17 protein-coding genes are annotated in these 16586 nt (G+C 73.0%); 4 read left to right on the top strand and 13 right to left on the bottom strand.

The genetic code is table 11. The features are described from left to right. The first annotated feature begins 52 nt into the window (after window positions 1-52). Window positions 53-526, top strand: a complete 474-nt coding sequence (locus tag ACIBVL_RS05340) for a MarR family winged helix-turn-helix transcriptional regulator (RefSeq protein WP_399092143.1) — start codon at window positions 53-55, stop codon at window positions 524-526. Window positions 527-533: 7 nt separating this feature from the next. On the opposite strand, the gene ACIBVL_RS05335 is transcribed toward ACIBVL_RS05340, so the two are convergent. From ACIBVL_RS05335 to ACIBVL_RS05310, 6 genes are all read right to left on the bottom strand, one after another. Beyond that, complete coding sequence (locus tag ACIBVL_RS05335) at window positions 534-2252, bottom strand: PP2C family protein-serine/threonine phosphatase (protein ID WP_399092140.1); 1719 nt, start codon at window positions 2250-2252, stop codon at window positions 534-536. Continuing rightward, the gene (locus ACIBVL_RS05330) at window positions 2249-3286 is read right to left on the bottom strand and encodes a SpoIIE family protein phosphatase (RefSeq protein ID WP_399094749.1); all 1038 of its coding nucleotides are present in this window, start codon (window positions 3284-3286) and stop codon (window positions 2249-2251) included. The genes ACIBVL_RS05335 and ACIBVL_RS05330 overlap by 4 nt, the downstream gene beginning before the upstream one ends. Continuing rightward, window positions 3286-3729 (bottom strand): anti-sigma regulatory factor, encoded by a 444-nt coding sequence (locus tag ACIBVL_RS05325; RefSeq protein WP_399092137.1) that lies wholly within the window; start codon window positions 3727-3729, stop codon window positions 3286-3288. Before ACIBVL_RS05325 ends, ACIBVL_RS05330 begins: the two co-directional genes overlap by 1 nt. Beyond that, window positions 3726-4142, bottom strand: coding sequence for an STAS domain-containing protein (locus tag ACIBVL_RS05320; RefSeq protein WP_399092134.1), 417 nt, complete (start codon window positions 4140-4142; stop codon window positions 3726-3728). The genes ACIBVL_RS05325 and ACIBVL_RS05320 overlap by 4 nt, the downstream gene beginning before the upstream one ends. Beyond that, window positions 4139-5038 carry an STAS domain-containing protein gene (locus ACIBVL_RS05315; RefSeq protein ID WP_399092131.1) on the bottom strand — a complete coding sequence of 300 codons (900 nt, stop codon included), beginning with the start codon at window positions 5036-5038 and terminating at the stop codon, window positions 4139-4141. The genes ACIBVL_RS05320 and ACIBVL_RS05315 overlap by 4 nt, the downstream gene beginning before the upstream one ends. Window positions 5039-5121: 83 nt before the next feature. Next, entirely contained in the window at window positions 5122-6336 is a 1215-nt protein-coding gene (locus ACIBVL_RS05310; RefSeq protein WP_399094746.1) for a PP2C family protein-serine/threonine phosphatase, read from the bottom strand. Window positions 6337-6492: 156 nt separating this feature from the next. Here ACIBVL_RS05310 and ACIBVL_RS05305 point away from each other — a divergent pair, with 156 nt between their 5' ends. Continuing rightward, the gene (locus tag ACIBVL_RS05305) at window positions 6493-6963 is read left to right on the top strand and encodes a MarR family winged helix-turn-helix transcriptional regulator (protein ID WP_399094743.1); all 471 of its coding nucleotides are present in this window, start codon (window positions 6493-6495) and stop codon (window positions 6961-6963) included. 196 nt (window positions 6964-7159) lie between these two features. Here ACIBVL_RS05305 and ACIBVL_RS05300 read toward each other — a convergent pair whose 3' ends face one another. Further along, the gene (locus tag ACIBVL_RS05300; RefSeq protein ID WP_399092128.1) at window positions 7160-7549 is read right to left on the bottom strand and encodes an STAS domain-containing protein; all 390 of its coding nucleotides are present in this window, start codon (window positions 7547-7549) and stop codon (window positions 7160-7162) included. 259 nt (window positions 7550-7808) lie between these two features. Here ACIBVL_RS05300 and ACIBVL_RS05295 point away from each other — a divergent pair, with 259 nt between their 5' ends. Both ACIBVL_RS05295 and ACIBVL_RS05290 read left to right on the top strand, forming a co-directional pair. Further along, window positions 7809-8180 (top strand): PRC-barrel domain containing protein, encoded by a 372-nt coding sequence (locus ACIBVL_RS05295; RefSeq protein WP_399092125.1) that lies wholly within the window; start codon window positions 7809-7811, stop codon window positions 8178-8180. 22 nt (window positions 8181-8202) lie between these two features. Further along, window positions 8203-8694, top strand: a complete 492-nt coding sequence (locus tag ACIBVL_RS05290) for an ATP-binding protein (protein ID WP_399092122.1) — start codon at window positions 8203-8205, stop codon at window positions 8692-8694. On the opposite strand, the gene ACIBVL_RS05285 is transcribed toward ACIBVL_RS05290, so the two are convergent. The 6 genes from ACIBVL_RS05285 to ACIBVL_RS05260 all read right to left on the bottom strand — a co-directional run. Beyond that, entirely contained in the window at window positions 8639-9073 is a 435-nt protein-coding gene (locus ACIBVL_RS05285) for an ATP-binding protein (protein ID WP_399092119.1), read from the bottom strand. The two genes, ACIBVL_RS05290 and ACIBVL_RS05285, sit on opposite strands and share 56 nt — an antisense overlap. A gap of 119 nt (window positions 9074-9192) precedes the next feature. After that, window positions 9193-11091 carry an AMP-dependent synthetase/ligase gene (locus ACIBVL_RS05280; RefSeq protein WP_399092116.1) on the bottom strand — a complete coding sequence of 633 codons (1899 nt, stop codon included), beginning with the start codon at window positions 11089-11091 and terminating at the stop codon, window positions 9193-9195. Window positions 11092-11289: 198 nt separating this feature from the next. Next, complete coding sequence (locus tag ACIBVL_RS05275) at window positions 11290-12384, bottom strand: glutamate--cysteine ligase (protein WP_399092113.1); 1095 nt, start codon at window positions 12382-12384, stop codon at window positions 11290-11292. Between the two features lie 61 nt (window positions 12385-12445). Further along, window positions 12446-14650: a 1,4-alpha-glucan branching enzyme gene (gene glgB / locus ACIBVL_RS05270; protein ID WP_399092110.1), complete on the bottom strand. Its 2205-nt coding sequence runs from the start codon at window positions 14648-14650 to the stop codon at window positions 12446-12448. Window positions 14651-14653: 3 nt separating this feature from the next. Next, complete coding sequence (locus tag ACIBVL_RS05265; protein ID WP_399092107.1) at window positions 14654-16015, bottom strand: maltokinase; 1362 nt, start codon at window positions 16013-16015, stop codon at window positions 14654-14656. Between the two features lie 28 nt (window positions 16016-16043). After that, window positions 16044-16586, bottom strand: a 543-nt coding sequence (locus ACIBVL_RS05260) for an alpha-glucosidase C-terminal domain-containing protein (protein ID WP_399092104.1), incomplete at its 5' end; no start/stop codon positions are given.

The raw sequence follows: 16586 nt of genomic DNA, 5'->3' as shown, positions 1-16586 counted from the left end.
CCTTCGGGTAGGCCGACGTACATGACAACTGCGGTGGCCGGAGGGTGTTGACGTGGGGTGCGCGGAGGGCTCCGACGACCGGGGACGCCGGGAGGCGGCGGCCCGGCAGGTCGTCGACGCGGTGGAGTCCCTGGTGGCCTGCTGGTTCGCGGCGGCCGAGGAGGTCTCGCCCCGGCTGCCGGCCCGGCAGTTGCTCGCGCTCCGGACGGTCCGGCGCAGACCGGAACTCAATCTGACGGCGCTCGCCGAGCACCTCGGAATCGGCGTGCCCACGGCGAGCCGGCTCTGCGACCGGCTGGAGGCGGCGGGCCTGCTGGAGCGGACCGTCCAGCCGCACAACCGCCGTGAGGTGCGGCTCCTGGTCACCGCGTACGGACGGCGCGTCCTCGCGGACGTCACCGACCGGCGCGTCCACCGTCTCGCGGCCGTCTTCGCCGGCATGACCCCGGCCCAGCGCGCCGCTCTGGAACAGGGGTTGTACGCCTTCCACCGGTCGCACGCCGCGCCGGGCCCCGAGGAGGGGTGACCTTCCGTCAGCGGCCCTCGGCCGACCCGGAGACGGCGCTGTCGAGGTGACAGAGCAGCAGGCACACGTCGTCGTCGCGCTCCGAATCGCTCAGCATCGGATCCAGGATGCGCTCCGCGGACCCGTCCAGGTCCCGGTCCAGCTCCGCCGTACGGAACGCGCCGAGCGCCGCCGCGAGCCGTTCGATGCCCGGGTCTATCCCCTGGGCGCGCCGCTCGACCAGACCGTCCGTGTAGAGCGCCAGCGTCGACCCCGGGGCCAGGTGCACCGTGTGGTCGGCGATCTCCTGCCGCAGCGGGATGCCCAGCATCGCCCCGGGCTTGGCGTCGAGCGTGCGCACCCGCCCGTCCGGACCGCGCAGCACCGGCGGCGGATGGCCCGCGGCCGCCCACGTCAGCAGCGGCTCGCCGGGCTGGAAGCGGGCGATCACGGCGGTCGCGTACAGGTCGGGCTGCAGATGGTGGAGGAAGAGGTGCAGCCGGGTCAGCAGCTGCCCGGGGCTGCCGCCGTCGACGGCGTACGCGCGCAGCGCGGTGCGCAACTGGCTCATCATCACGGCCGCGTGCAGCCCGTGCCCGGTGACGTCCCCGATGACCACGATCAGACTGCCGTCGGGCTGGCGGAAGGCGTCGTACCAGTCGCCGCCGACGTTGAGCCCGTAGGTCGCGGGCAGATAGCGGGCGGCCAGGCGCAGGCCCGGCGTGCTGGGCAGCTCAGTGAGGAGGGCGCGCTGGAGCGTCTCGGCGATGTCCCGGTTGTGCTCGAAGCGGCGCGCGTTGTCGAGCGCGGTGCTCGCCCGCCGGGTGAGCTCGACCAGCATCACCGCGTCGTCCGGGTCCCAGCGCTCCCCGGGCGGGGTGAGCGTCAGCACGCCCAGGGGCGCGCGCCGGGTCGCCAGCGGCACACACAGCAACGGCCGGGTGGGATCCAGCGCCGAGGGCGGATGGTCCTCGATCCCCGGCAGTCCGCCCGGCCGAGCGGCCGCGTACTGGGGCTTTCCGGTGCGGGCGGCGAGCACGGCCGCCGCCGGGTGCGCGGCCGGCGGATGCCGGTCGCTCTCGGCGTCGAAGAGCCAGACGTCGACCGCGCGGGCGTACTCGGGGACCAGTAGCTCGGGCAGCCGGCGCACGATCTGCTCCTGGTTGAGGGAGGCCGTCAGCGCGGCGCTGGCGTCCGCCAGGAAGGTCAGCCGGCGCCGCGCGTTCTCCGCCTCCCGCCGGGCCCTGCGCTCCGCCGAGAACGCCTCGCGCTGGGCCCGCCCGGCCGCGTCGAGCTCGGCGTGCAGCGCCACCACGCCCTGGTTGGTCTGGTGCAGCTCCTCGCGGTGGAAGCCGACCAGCTGTTCCTGCTCGGCGAGCTTCTCCAGGACGAGCGCGGTGTCCTCGTCGGCGCCCAGCAGGGCCTCCGCGAGCAGCGCCGGGTCGTCCGCCACGTCGGTGCAGACGGACGGGTCCGACGGCTCCGGGCAGGGCGCCGTCGTCCGCCACGCGGGCTCCCCGGCGCCGGAGGAGGACACGACCTCCAGGCCGAGCAGCCCGTCGGCCGCCCGCACGGTGAGCCGCCAGGTCCCGCCCTTGGTCAGACACTGGCGCAGCCGCCCGCTGAGCGCGGCCGCGAGCCGGGTGCGCTCCAGGGGCGGCACGCCGTACGCGGCCGCCAGCCGGGCGGTGGCGATCCGGGCGCGGGCCGCGTCGGTGACGGTGGAGATGTGCCAGCTGCGCGTCATAGGAGGTCCGGCGGGTCGGGGGACAGGACGGCCACGGCGGTGTCGTCGCGTACCGGGCGCGCGGAGCTGCCGGCGTCGCGCACGGTGACGGCCGCGGTGACGGCGGGGTCGGCGGTCAGCAGGCCGGGGCCGGACGGCGGCACCCAGCGGCTCGGCAGCCCGTCGGTGTACAGGAGCAGCAGCCTGTCCGCCGCCCAGGGCACCTCGGTCTGCGGCACTCTCGTCGGCCGGTGCACGCCGACTATGCCCGGCCGGGACAGCAACGACCGCCAGCCGCCGCCCTCGTACAGCCGGGCCCCGACGTTGCCGATGCCCGCGAACCGCAGCCGCGCGGCCCGCGCGTCGAGCTGCGCCACCGCGACGGCCGCGCCGCGGGTGCCGCGCAGCGCCCCGTCGAGGCGGCGCAGCAGGTCGGCGGGGTACAGGTGGGCGGAGCGGCGCAGCTCCTCGGCCGCGGCCGTCGAGGCGTGGGCGGCTTCGGGGCCGTGGCCCAGACCGTCGGCCAGCATCAGGGTGAGCCGGCCGGCGGCGTGGACACAGGTCCACAGGTCCCCGGAGTACTCCGCGCCGGCGAAGGGCACGTTGATCCCGCCGGCCCGCGCGCCGACGGCGGGCGCATTCGGCGCGGCGCCGATCCGGGCGAGCGCGACCGTGCCGTGCCCCGGGGCGCCGTGCAGGCCGAAGTCGTCGGCCAGCCGACGGCAGGTGCCGAGCCCGGCACCGAGCGAGCCGGTCGTGGAGAACCCGTCCGCGAGGGCGGCGGGCACGTCGGCGATGCCCGGCCCGTGGTCGACGGCGGCGATCTGCACCACGGGCGAGCCGTCGTGCCCGGTGGGCGGGGCCACCGCCTCCACGAGGAGCTGACCCCCGCCGGCGTGCTTGAGGAGGTTCGTGGCCAGTTCCGTCGCCACCAGGGCGGCGGACGCGGTGCGCGCGTCGTCCAGGCCGGCCAGCGCCGCCGCGTCCTCGGCGGCCACCCGGGCGTCGCGCACCCGCGTCGAGTCGTGCACGGGGACGTCCCACACGCGTGCCATCAGGACCCCCCGCGCTGCCGTGGCGTCCGGGTCGTCCACGTGGTCACCGTGACCGTGGTGCCGACGCCGGGCGCGGTGTCGATGGCGAACTCGTGCACCAGACGCCGTGCCCCGCCCAGCCCCATGCCCAGCCCGTCCCCGGAGGTGTAGCCGTCGCTGAGCGCCTGTTCCAGGTCGGGGATGCCCGGCCCGCGGTCCGAGAAGGTGAGCCGCAGCCCTTGCCTGCGGCCGTCGGTGACCCGGGCCGTCTCCACCTCGCCGCCACCGCCGTACACCAGGGTGTTGCGGGCCAGTTCGCTGGCCGCGGTGACCAGCTTGGTCTGGTCCACCAGGCCGAAGCCGAGTGCGGCCGCGGCCTGGCGCACATGCTGGCGGACCCAGACCAGGTCCAGGTCGGAGCGGATCGGCAGCCGGGCCTCGATGCCCGCGGCGGTCCCGCTCACCGCGGGTCCCGGTGCGGGCCGCCGGACCGGATCCGGTCCGGCCGGCCGAGCAGTTCCAGGGCCGCCTCCGTGCTGAGCGCGGTCCGCAGGCCCGGCAGGGTCAGACCGAGTTCCACCAGCGTGAGGGCGACCGCCGGACGCATGCCGGCCACCACGGTCTGCGCGGCCAGCAGCCGGGCGTGCGCCGCGATCTCGGCCAGGACCCGGCCGAGGAAGGAGTCGACGATCTCGACCCCCGAGATGTCGATGACCACGCCGGCCACCCGGTGGTGGACGATCGCCTCCGCGATGTCCTGCTGGAGCCGCTCGGCCATGCCGTCGTGCAGATCGCCCTGGAGGGTGACCAGCAGGACGTCGCCCAGTCTCAGCACCGGTACGGCGGCCGTGTCGGCGCGTGGGAAGTCGTCGTTCACCGCTGACCCGCACCGCCGGGCGTCGACCGCACGATGTCCGCGCCCAGCCGGTGCAGGGCGTACGCCAGGGCGTCGGCGAGGCTCGCCCGGGTGAGCACCCCGCCCAGGTCCAGGCCGAGGTGCACGATGGTCTGCGCGATCGCCGGCCGGATGCCCGAGACCACGCACTCCGCGCCCATGAGGCGGACGGCGGCGACGGTCTTCATCAGGTGCTGCGCGACCAGCGAGTCCACGGTCGGCACTCCGGTGATGTCCAGGATCGCGAACCGCGCCTGCTCGTCCACCACCGAGTTCAGCAGGGTCTCCATCACGACCTGGCTGCGGGCGCTGTCCAGTGTCCCGATCAGGGGCACCGCGACGATCCCGTCCCAGAGCCGGATGACGGGCGTGGCGACCTCCATCAGCTGCAGCCGCTGCCGGTCGATCAGCGCCTCGACCTCGTTGAGCCCCGTCCCGAGCACCACCAGCCGCAGAGTGCCCATCAGGACGGTCAGTGCGGTCGTGCTCTCCCGCACATGCTCGGCCGGCGCGTCCGCGAGCTCCGCGACGAGCAGGTTCACGGCGGGGGCGCGCAGGGCGTCCACCTCGGTCGACACCTGGGAGGGGGTGAGCCCGGTACGGCCGCGGGCGGCCGCCATGCGGGACAACTGCTCGCGCACCAGGGTGAATCCGGCGCTCTCGGGATCCTCCATGCGTCCGCCCTCGGCGACTTGGGCGAGGGCGTCGACCACGACCCGGCCCGCCTCCACCGCCTCGTCCCGGGACACGGTGAACACGGTGCGGAACAGCGGCTCGTCGGCCCAGCGTTGGGCGAGCTGCTCCTGGCGTCGGCGCAGGAACGCCCCGACCTCGTCCTCGGGGGCTGTGTGCTGTGCGGCCGTATCGTGCTCCGGCAACCTGCTTCACTCCTCAGTGCGTCGTGCGTGCGGTCCCGCCGGGGCGACGGGACAGCCGGGGGAACCCTTGCCGGGCGACAACCCTAACCAGGGGGCGTCCCGGTGTCAGGGGAGCCGGACGGGGACGCGGGGGGCTTCCCGAACCAGTCGAGACACACCACCAGCGCGTCGTCGTCCGGTTCGGGTCTGCCCCGGTGGCGGGAGAGTTCGCGCAGGACCGCGGGCGGCACCTCCGCCGCCGGCAGCAGCGCCGCGGAGTTCACCGCCCGTGCCAGCGCGCGCTCGCCGTAGACTTCGCCGCCGGGCGCGAGCGCCTCGTGGACCCCGTCGCTCACGAACAGCAGCCGGTCGCCGGGGAGCAGGGTGAACTCCTGGGCGACGTAGTCCGTTTCCTCGAACATGCCGAGCGGCAGCTGGGCCTCCAGGTCCACGGGGGCCGGCACCCGGTCGCGCACCAGCAGCATCCGGGGCGAACCGGCGTCGACGACCTGCATCCGGCCGGTGGACAGCTCGATGTCCACCAGGAGTACGGACAGGTACACCTCGCCCCGGTAGTGGGCGTGGATCGCCTGGTCCGCCAGGGCCGCCTGGTCCGCGATCGGCAGGCCCGCGCGGCGCGCGTTGCGCAGCGCGTTGATGCCCAGACTGGTCAGCAGGGACGCCTCGATGCCCTCGCCCATGCCGTTGGTGACGTACACCATCAGACGGTCCGCGGAGGCCGACCAGTCGAAGTTGTCGCCGTGGACCGCGTACGCCGGCTCCAGTTGGGCGCCGAGCGCATAGGCCTCCCCCGCGCAGGAACGCGCGGGGAGGAGCTGCCACTGCATCTCCGCCGCCAACGTCAGCCGGTCCGTGCGGCGGGCCCGGAGATAGCGGTCGGTGTCGCGTTCGGCCACCATCAGCTCGTGGCCCAGGAGCCGCGCCACCTCGGCGAGTTCGGTGAGCTCCCCCGGGTCCGCCGCCTCGGCCGGCAGGGTGACGGACAGCACACCCAGCCGGTCGCCCCGTACGGTGACGGGCAGATGCGCGCGCACCCGGGCGCCTTCGAGCTCCTCGACGTACGGCTGCTGGGCCCCGTAGGCGCGGCCGGGGGCGCTGCCGTGCACGGGGACGGGCTCGGGTCCCCTTCCGTACGGCTCGGGGGAGACGGGCAGCAGGACGGCAGCGCCGTAGTCCGCGAGGAGCAACTGGGCCGTCTCGGCCGCGTATCGGGCGCACAGCACCTCGCGCAGGGCCTCGGGCACCTCGTGCGCGGCGGCGGAGCGCAGCGCGCGCCCGGCGGTCACGAGCCGGTTCACGATGTCGGTCACGCCTTTCTTCGGGAGGGGGCGGGGCAGGCCCGCGGAGCCGCGGCGCATCGCTCCCCGGTCGCCGTGCGGCGGGAGCGGGCCGACAACGTCAGCGAAGCCCGGAAAGCTGACAGCGTCCGCGAAGCCTGGGAGAGTGGGTCCGTGATGTCCCCCTCCCCGCGTCCGCAGCCCCTCGAGGTCGCGCGTGTGACCTCGCAGGCGGCGGAGCTGCTGGAGGTCCTGTGGGGCCGTGCCTCCACGGCCCCGGTCTCCGCCTCCCAGCTGCGCGTGCTGTTCATCCTGGAGCACAACGAAGGCATCAACCTGCGGACACTCGCCGACCATCTGGGCTCCACACCGCCGTCCACCAGCCGGTTGTGCGACCGGCTGCAGGCGGTGGGTTTCGTCGAGCGCAGGGCGGCCGCGAGCAGCCGCCGTGAACTGCAGTTGTTCCTGAGCCGGCGCGGCCGTTCCTTCCTCGCCGACCTGCGCTCGCGGCGCGAGGACGCGCTGCAGGCGGTCCTGGAGCAGATGCCGGTCGCCCAGCGCACCGCGCTGCTGCGGGGGCTGGAGGCGTTCTGCGCCGCCGCGGCCGCGCAGATCCACGAGGATCCCGCCGCCGCGGCCACGGCCTGAGGATCTCCGGCATGCGTGGCGGGTCGGCGCGGCGCGCCGCGAGGGGTCGTCCTCGCCCACCGGCACATCCGTGATCCCTCCCGCCTGACTGCCCCGCACACTTTGTTGCCTCACGCTCACAGTTGTCAAATGGCAACTGTTGACCGGAGGTGCCCGCACACCTGCGCGTTTCGGGAGTGCGCGGGGCAGGTCCCGGTCAGTTCTCCTGCTCCGCCAAGTGGTCGCCCCGGTCGATGAGCGCCAGGGCGTCGTCCACCTTGTCCGACACCGGCACCGTGAGGCTGACGCCCGTCAGGTCGAGGACCCGTCGCACGGCGGGCGTCGGATCGATGACGTGGACGCTGCCCGGCATGCGGCGGGCCTCCTGGTACACGCGCAGGATGATGTTCATACCGGACGAGTCCATGAAGGGGACGGCGGAGAGGTCGAGCAGGAAGTGGCGCCGGCCGTGGTGGAGCTGGTTCGCCAGCTGGGCCTGGAACTCGGTCGCCGTGTCGAGGTCGAGATGGCCCTCGACCGTGACCAGGGCGATGTCCTCCCGTATCACGTCGACCTCGACGGACAGGGGGTTCTGGGCGGTGGACACGAGTACCTCCGAAAGCTGACGGTCGGGGCGGTTGCCCCGGCGGACGGCTGCGCAGCGCGGGCGGGGGCAACGGTGGGTGGTTCCCTCCGGTGGCTGCGGCCTTTTCATCGCGCCCAGCGGATACCCCGGAACCCGCCCCTCATGCCCGCGGCGGCGATCACGGGCCGGCCGTGAAGGACTCCTTCGAACACCGCGCCGGCCCGGTATGCGGGCGCGACGGCCGGGTAGCCGGTGCGATGGAGCGCGAGAAGGGAGCAGCGTGACCATCGACGGAATCTGGTCCTACGTGGCGCACAGTGGTCATGTGGAGGGGGAGGACCTGACGGACTGCACGGTCGTCGCGACCGACGGCACCATCGGGCACGTCGAACGCGAGGCCGCCCCCCACGGCCTGCGGCACCTCGTGGTCGACACCGGGGTCTGGCTCTTCGGCAGGAGCGTGGTCGTCCCCGTGGGCCTGGTGACGGGCGTCGACCGGACGGCCCGCACGGTTTCCCTGTCCTGCACCGGAGACCAGGTCAAGGAAGCCCCCCGGTTCCGGACCGACAGCGAGACCACGGATCCGCGGTACCTCGCCGACGTCGGCGCCTACTACCACCGGCTCGGCCGGTCCGAAACGGAGACGGGTTGACCGGCACGAGAGGCTGCGCGAGGTGAGGGGAGACGAACTCGCGCCCACAGAACCGGCGGTCGTCGACCCGGCGGTCGTCCCGGTGACGACCGCCGCGTCGGCGCGCGCCCACGTCCGCACGGTGGTCGACGCCCGCTGGGGCGAGGGCGGGGACGCGGAGCGGGAGCAGGACGTCATCGATCTCCTGCTGGTCGTCTCCGAATTGGTGTCCAACGCGATCCGGCACGGTGGCGGTCTGGCCGGATTCGAGGCGGCCCCCGCACGGGACGGGGTCCGGCTCGCCGTGCACGACCACAGCGACCTGGTGCCCGCAGTCGCCTACGGTTCCGGAGCGCTGCCCGTGGGCCACCACGGCAGTGGCTACGGCTGGCCCCTGATCATCCGGCTCTCCCGTGACCTCGCCATCGAACGGCGCCCGGGCGGCGGGAAGACGATCCGTGTCCTGGTGCCGCTGCCTTTCACCACGGAAGGAAGACGTGCACGTCCTTCCCCGCCTCGTTCGTCACCACGCTGACCTGCGTGCTCAGCGTCTCGATCAGATACCAGCCGATGCCCCCGCCCCCGCTGTCCGGGCGGAACGGCCGGGCGGACGGCACGACGCTGCTGGTGTCGTGCAAGGTGACGTGCACGCCGTCGAAGGTGGGGCGCAGGCCCAGCTCGAAGGGGCCCGGCGCGTACTGGACGGCGTTGGAGGCCAGCTCCGTGACGATCAGGACGATGTCGTGCCAGCACTCGGGTGCCGTGGGCGGCGCTGCCTGGGCGAGCTCGTCGAGAAACTCCTCCGCGGCCAGCCGCGCGCCCGTCACGTCGTGCGGTTCGCCTGCGAAACCAACGGTACGGCCCGGTACCCCCGAGGAGGCCGGTGAGTCGTCGCCGCGCGGCTCGATTTCCATATCGTCAGTGCGGCCCCGGGTGGCCGGGACCGTCGTCCTTTCTCGTACCGATCTCTCGCGTCGCCACCTCACAGGGTTCCCGGGGCCGCCCGGCCTACGCGTCCTGGAGCGGCAGCGTCTCAGCGGAAGACGTCGTCCGCGTCGTCCCAGCTCAGTACCTCTTCCGGGGCGGGCGGCCGGGGCAGCCGCGCCCGCGCCTGGTACATCGCCTCGATCTCCGCCGCGTAGTGCGCCACGATCGAGTCCCGGCGCAGCTTCATCGACGGGGTCAGCAGGCCGTTCGTCTGGTCGAAGGGCTGGGGCAGGATCCGGAAGGCACGGATGGACTCCGAGCGGGACACCGTGCTGTTGGCGGCGGCCACCGCCCGGGCGATCTCCTCCCGCAGGGCGTTCTCCTCGCGCGCCTCCCGGCTGTCGCCGTGCAGTGTCAGACTCTTGCGCCAGTGCGCCAGGAATTCGGGATCCAGGGTGATCAGCGCGCCCACGCAAGGCCGGTTGTCGCCCACGACCACCGCCTGGTGGACGAGCGGATGCAGCCGCAGCCGCTGCTCCAGCGCGGCAGGCGCCACGCTCTTTCCGCTGCTGGTGATGATGACGTCCTTCTTGCGACCGGTGATCGTGAGATAGCCGTCGGAGTCCACGAAGCCCAGGTCTCCGGTGGCCAGCCAGCCGCCCCACAGCGCCGCCCGGGTCGCGGCGTCGTCGTTGACGTAGCCCTGGAACACCGACGGACCGCGCACCAGGATCTCCCCGTCGTCCGCCACCCGGATGTCCGTGCCCGGCAGGGCCTGCCCCACCGTCCCCGACTTCTCCCTGCCCAGCGGCTGCATGGTGACCCCGCCGCTGGTCTCCGTCAGGCCGTATCCGTCGTGGACGTAGACGCCGATGCCCTCGTAGAACAGGGACAGGTCGCGGTGGAGCGGGGAGCCGCCCGAGGTGGCGCGGTGGACGCGGCCGCCGAGCGCCGCGCGGAGCCTGCGGTACACCGTCCGCTCGAACAGGGCGTGCTGGAGCCGCAGGTCGAGGCCGGGACCCGAGCCGCGGCCCAGCCGCTGCCGCTCGACGGCCGCCGCGAAGTCGCGCGCGGTCTGCGCGGCCCGCACGAACAACGGCCCGCGGCCCGCCTCCTGGGCGGTGCGCAGGAAGTTCTTGTAGATCTTCTCGAAGACCGACGGGACCGCGTACAGATAGGTCGGCCGGAAGGACTGCAGGGCCTCGGAGAGCGCCGCCGCGCTCAGGTCCGGTTCGTGGCCCATCAGGATGCCCCCGCGCATGCACAGTCCCTGGATCATCAGGCCGTACACATGGGAGAAGGGCAGGAACGCGAGGACGGAGGGCCGCTCTCCCGCCGGCGCCGCCGTGTGCCCCCAGCCGGACAGCAGGGTGTCGCACGGGCTGGCCAGGCTGCGGTGGGTGAGCGCGCAGCCCAGGGGGCGGCCCGAGGTGCCCGAGGTGTACGCGATCACCGCGGTGGAGTCGGGCAGCACGATCCGGCGCAGCGAGTCCACGGTGGTCAGCGGGACCGGCTCCCCGCGCTTCGCGAGCTGCTCGAACGCGCCCGTGTCCAGCTGCCAGACGTGCCGCAGTCTGGGCAGGGTCGCGCACACCGAGCCCACGGTCATGACGCTCTGCTCGTCCTCGACGACCACGCCCACACAGCCCGAGTCCCGCAGGATCCACTCGACCTGCTCGCGCGAGGAGGTCGGGTAGACGGGCACCACCTCGGCGCCCACCGCCCACAGCGCGTAGCTCAGGACCGTCCACTCGTACCGGGTGCGGGCCATGATCGCGACGCGGTGGCCGGGCGAGATCCCCGACGCGACGAACCCCTTGGCGAGGTCCACCACCTCGTCGCGCAGCTCGACGGCCGTCACCTCCTCCCACACGGGGGAGCGGGGCTCACGGCGGCGGGCCAGTACGGACAGCGTGGGGGTGCGGGCCGCTGTCTCGAAAACGCTGTCGGCGAGCCCTCCGGTCAGGGGCGAAACGGCCGAGGGAGCGACAGCGAAGTCGCGCATACGCTGCTCCTGACATGTACGAAGGGTGACCCTGCCGACGAGAACTGTTATCGACGCTGGCGAATGTAGCCCAGGTGGGACCGGATGTGGCCGGGAACGGACTAAGTGATGCGCGTTGATGATCCCGCCGTGACCGGGGGCCTCGTACGTTATGAGCCACATCAACCCCGGCCCCGAATCCGCGTGCTCGCGGGAGCCTCAGGCCTGGGTGTGCCGGACGCAGGTCGTGACCACCTCGCGCAGGCTGCCCGTACGCTCGTACACCTCCCGCTGCACCTGGGACCCGTTGCCGTTCCGCAGCAGTCCGGCGCACGCCTCCCGGGCCCGTTCCAGGTCACCGCAGTCCGCCAGCGCGTCCTCGACATGCTCCAGCAGAGCCCGTACGACCGTCTCGGCGGGCGCGTTCCGCATGGTCACCGGATCGACCAGGTCCCCGGTGAGCCCGGAGCGGGCGGCCCGCCAGTCGGCCAGGCGCAGCAGGCTGACGCTGTGGTCCACCGGCTTCTCACCGGCCTCCCAGTCCCGGGCCGCCGTCTCGACCAGTCCGCGCACCAGCATCGCCAGGAGCACGGCGGTGTCCGCGTGCAGACAGACGTCGGCCACCCGCACCTCCACCGTCGGCCACCGGGCCGAGAGCCGGGCGTCGAAGTAGACCATCTTCTCGTCGAGGATCGTCCCCGTGGCCAGCATGTCCGCCACCCGCCGGTGGTAGCCCTCGGCCGACCCGAACAGCTCGGTCGGACCGGCCGACGGCCAGCGCAGCCACACCCGGTTGCGATAGCTGCTGTACCCCGTCTCCTTCCCCTGCCAGAACGGGGAGTTGGCGCTCAGCGCCGTCAGCACCGGCAGCCAGGGCCGGATCCGGTCGATGACCGCGACGCCCTCCTCGTCGGAACCGACGGAGACATGAACGTGACAGCCGCAGACGATCTGCTCACGGGTCGCGATGCGGTACTGCTCCGCCATCCACTGGTAGCGCCGGCCGATGCTGACGGAGGGACGCACCGCCAGCGGTGACGTGGCGAGCGCGGCCACCGCGCACCCCGCCTCCTTGGCGTGCCGCGCCGCCTCCGCGCGGATCCGCACGATCTCCGCGCCGAGCTCACCCATCCCCGCCTGGGGATGGGTGGCGAACTCGACCATCTGGTTGTGCAGTTCCTTCTGGAAGACGGGCTCCTGCTCCGCCTGCTCGCACCGCGCGGCGCGGGCGAGGACCGCGGCGGACAGCGCCCTGGGTTCCCCGGTCTCAGGGTCGACCAGGAGGAGTTCTTCCTCCACTCCGACGGTGCGCACGCGATGCGGCCTTTCTCTGCGCCCGGATGGTATGCACCCGACTGCCCCCTCAGGCGCCTCCTCACACGGGCAACGGCCTCAGCCACATCGTGGCCAGCGGCGGCAGGGTGAGCACGAGTTCCCCGTTCGCCGCCTTGACCGGGTCGGGGTGGGTGACATCGCTTCCGCCGTACCGCCCGGCGTCGGTGTTGAGGACCTCCTCCCAGGCCGGCGCGTCACCCGGGACGGCGAGCTGGTAGTCGTGACGGACGACGGGCGAGAAGTTGCTGACGGCGAGCAGCGGGGTGCCGTCGGCGCCGTGGCGCAGGAAGGCGAAGACGTTGTCGTCGGCGGCGTCCCCGAGCACCCACCGGAAGCCGGCCGGATCCGTGTCGCGCTCCCAGAGGGCCGGATTCGCCCGGTACAGCGTGTTGAGATCACGGACCAGGTCCTGCACGCCCCGGTGGTCGCCCGCGGACGCGTACCCGGGGTCGAGCAGCCACCACTCCGGACCGTGCGCCTCGGACCACTCGGCTCCCTGCGCGAACTCCTGCCCCATGAACAACAGCTGCTTGCCGGGATGGGCCCACATGAACCCCAGGTACGCCCGGTGGTTGGCGCGCCGCTGCCACCAGTCGCCGGGCATCTTGGAGACCAGCGCCTGCTTGCCGTGGACGACCTCGTCGTGGGAGATCGGCAGGACGTAGTTCTCGCTGTAGGCGTACACCATCGAGAAGGTCATCTCGTTGTGGTGGTACTTGCGGTGCACCGGCTCCTTGGCCATGTACTGCAGGGAGTCGTGCATCCAGCCCATGTTCCACTTCAGCCCGAACCCGAGCCCGCCGCTGTCGGTCGGCCGGGTCACCCCGTCCCAGGCGGTCGACTCCTCCGCGATCGTGACGACCCCCGGGTTGCGCCGGTACACGGTGGCGTTCATCTCCTGGAGGAACGCCTTCGCGGCCAGGTCCTCCCGGCCGCCGAAGACGTTGGGCTCCCACTGCCCGGAGTCCCGCGAGTAGTCGAGGTAGAGCATCGAGGCGACGGCGTCCACCCGCAGCCCGTCGATGTGGAACTCCTCGCACCAGTACGTGGCGTTGGCGACGAGGAAGTTGCGCACCTCGGTCCGCCCGTAGTCGAACTCGTACGTTCCCCAGTCCGGGTGCTCGGCCCGCCGCGCGTCCCCGGGCTCGTACAGCGGGTCCCCGTCGAACCGGGCGAGCGCCCAGTCGTCCTTGGGGAAGTGGGCCGGGACCCAGTCCACGATCACCCCGATGCCGGCCCGGTGCAGGGCGTCCACCAGGCACTTGAAGTCGTCGGGCGTACCCAGCCGCGAGGTCGGCGCGTAGAAACCGGTGACCTGGTAGCCCCACGAACCTGAGAAGGGGTGATGGGCGACCGGCATGAACTCGACATGGGTGAAGCCGAGGTCCTTCACGTACGCGGGAAGCGCCTTGGCCAGCTCCCGGTAGGTCAGCCCGGGCCGCCAGGAGGGGAGGTGGACCTCGTACACCGAGAACGGCGCCTCGTGCACGGGACGGTCGCCCCGGCGCGTCATCCACTTCTTGTCGCGCCACCTGAAGCGCGAGGTGTGCACGATCGACGCCGTGTCCGGCGGGACCTCCGTGTGCCGCGCCATCGGGTCCGCCTTGAGGAAGCGGTCGCCGTGGCGGGAGGTGATCTCGAACTTGTACCGGGTGCCCTCGCCGATGCCGGGCAGGAACAGCTCCCACACCCCGGAGGCGCCGAGCGACCGCATCGGGAAGGCGGTCCCGTCCCAGCAGCAGAAGTCGCCCGTGACGCGCACCCCTCGGGCGTTCGGCGCCCACACCGTGAAGCGGGTGCCGGTCACCTTCTGGTGGGTCATCGGCTCGGCGCCGAGCGCCTTCCACAGCTCCTCGTGCCGGCCCTCCCGGATGAGATGCAGATCGAGGTCACCGAGCGCCGGCAGGAACCGGTAGGGGTCCTCGACCTCGTGCTCGTCACTCCCGTACGACACCACCAGCCGGTAGGCGGGCACCTCCTCCAGTGGCAGCACGGCGGCGAAGAAACCGTCCTCCTCCGAGACGAGCGGGGTGGCCTCGCCGCCGACCACCACGCTCACGGCGTCGGCGAAGGGCCGCAGGGCCCGGAACAGGACGCCGCCCGGCACCGGGTGTGCCCCCAGCAGCGCGTGCGGGTCGTGGTGGGCGCCCGACAGCAGGCGCGCGCGGTCGGCGGGGTCGAGCGCGTGCGCCGCGGGCGGCCGGTGTCCGGCGGCCTCGGGGAGAGCGGTGTCGCGCAGGGCCATGGGTCAGCCTCCTCGGACGGCGAGTCGTTCGATCGCCGCCATGGGTACGGGTAGCCAGTCGGGCCGGTTGCGGGCCTCGTACAGCACTTCGTAAACGGCGCGATCCGTCTCGTAGGCACGCAAAAGCGCGTGCTTCTTCCGTGGATCCCAGCCGGCCCGGGCCGCGTACCCCGCGCAGTAGGCCTCCCGGCAGCGGCGCGCCCACTCCGGACGCCAGGGGCGGCGCTGCCGGGCGGCGTAGTCGAAGGAGCGCAGCATGCCGGCGATGTCCCGGACCGGGGAGTGCGCGAGCCGTCGCTCGGCCAGCGGACGGGACGGCTCGCCCTCGAAGTCGATCACGAACCAGTCCCGACCGGCCCGCAGCACCTGCCCGAGGTGCAGATCGCCGTGGATGCGCTGGGCGGGCGGACCCTGGTCGCAGACGGCGAGCGCCGCGAACGCGGTGGTGAGACCCGGGACGAACGGCCGCAGCTGCGGCACGTGGTGGGCGGCCGCCTCCAGCCGCTCCGTCATCGCCGCCGCCGTACGCCCGTCCTCCGCGTCCGGACCGGCCGGCAGGGCCGCCGCCAGCGCCAGGTGGACGTCCGCCGTGGCCCGGCCCAGCTCCTCGGCCTCGGCGGTGAAGTCCTCGCCCCGGGCCAGGGCCTGCAGCGCCAGCGTCCAGCCGTCCGAGGCGTCGGGCAGGAACGGCTGCAGTACGCCGAGGGTGGCCTCCTGGGGATGCGTGGTCCGGAACCAGGCCACCGGCGCGGGGACCCGCCCGCACCCCTGTCCGGCCAGCGCGACCGGCACCTCCAGGTCGGGGTTCACCCCGGGCTGGATGCGCCGGAAGATCTTCAGGATGTACGCGTCGCCGTACACCAGCGAGGTGTTGGACTGCTCTGCCTCCAGCAGCCGTGGCGCGAGCCCGGCGGGCAGTGACACCGACGGGTCGGACTCGAAGCACAGCGGACCGAGCGGGCCCGGGTGTCGCATCCGCTCCAGGAGCAGCTGCGCCGACCGAGGGTCCTGCAGCGCGTCATGGACCGTCAGCCCCGCCAGCGGGCCCTCCTCCACCCTGCCGATGAGCGCCCGCCCCAGCCGCGGCGACAGATGCTCCTGGATCCCGAGGAGCAACTGGTAGCAGTCACCGGCCGGGGGAGTGCCCCCGGGTGTCGGGACGCCCGACTGGCTGGCGTGCACCAGCAGATGCAGACAGCCCGGATACAGCTCCGTCATCGACAGCGTGCGCAGATCGGTGAGGGGCCGGTCCTTCCCCGCGAACCAGCGCTGCCGGGGCAGCCACTCGCACAGCAGCGCCCCGAGCGGCCCGCCGGAGCGGAGGGCGCTCGCAGTGGTCGGTCTGAGAGAGGCGGTCTTCGTCACGGTGACCCATCCTTTCCTCGGCGCACGCTCACAGGCGTCGGCCGACCCGGGCCGCGGCTCGGGTGAGCCGGAACCAGTAGAAGCCGTGGCCCGCGAGGGTGAGCAGGTAGGGCAGCTCACCGACGGCCGGGAAACGCACGCCGCCGAACAGCTCGACGGGATGACGTCCGTCGAAGCGGCGCAGGTCGAGCTCGGTGGGCTGGGCGAAACGCGAGAAGTTGTGCACGCACAGCACCAGGTCGTCCTCGTATTCGCGCAGGAACGCGAGGACGGCGGGGTTGGAGGACTGCAGTTCGGTGTACGTCCCCAGCCCGAAGGCGGGGTTCTGCTTGCGGATCTCGATCATCCGGCGCGTCCAGTGCAGCAGTGAGGAGGGCGACGACATCGACGCCTCGACGTTGGTGACCTGGTAGCCGTAGACGGGGTCCATGATGGTCGGCAGATACAGCCGCCCCGGGTCGCAGGAGGAGAAGCCCGCGTTGCGATCCGGTGTCCACTGCATCGGGGTGCGGACGGCGTCGCGGTCGCCGAGCCAGATGTTGTCGCCCATGCCGATCTCGTCGCCGTAGTA

Source organism: Streptomyces sp. NPDC049687, assembly GCF_044465285.1.
GTDB lineage: Bacteria > Actinomycetota > Actinomycetes > Streptomycetales > Streptomycetaceae > Streptomyces.
The sequence above is the reverse complement of the archived record's forward strand: the minus strand, read 5'-3'. Positions and strand labels throughout refer to the sequence as shown.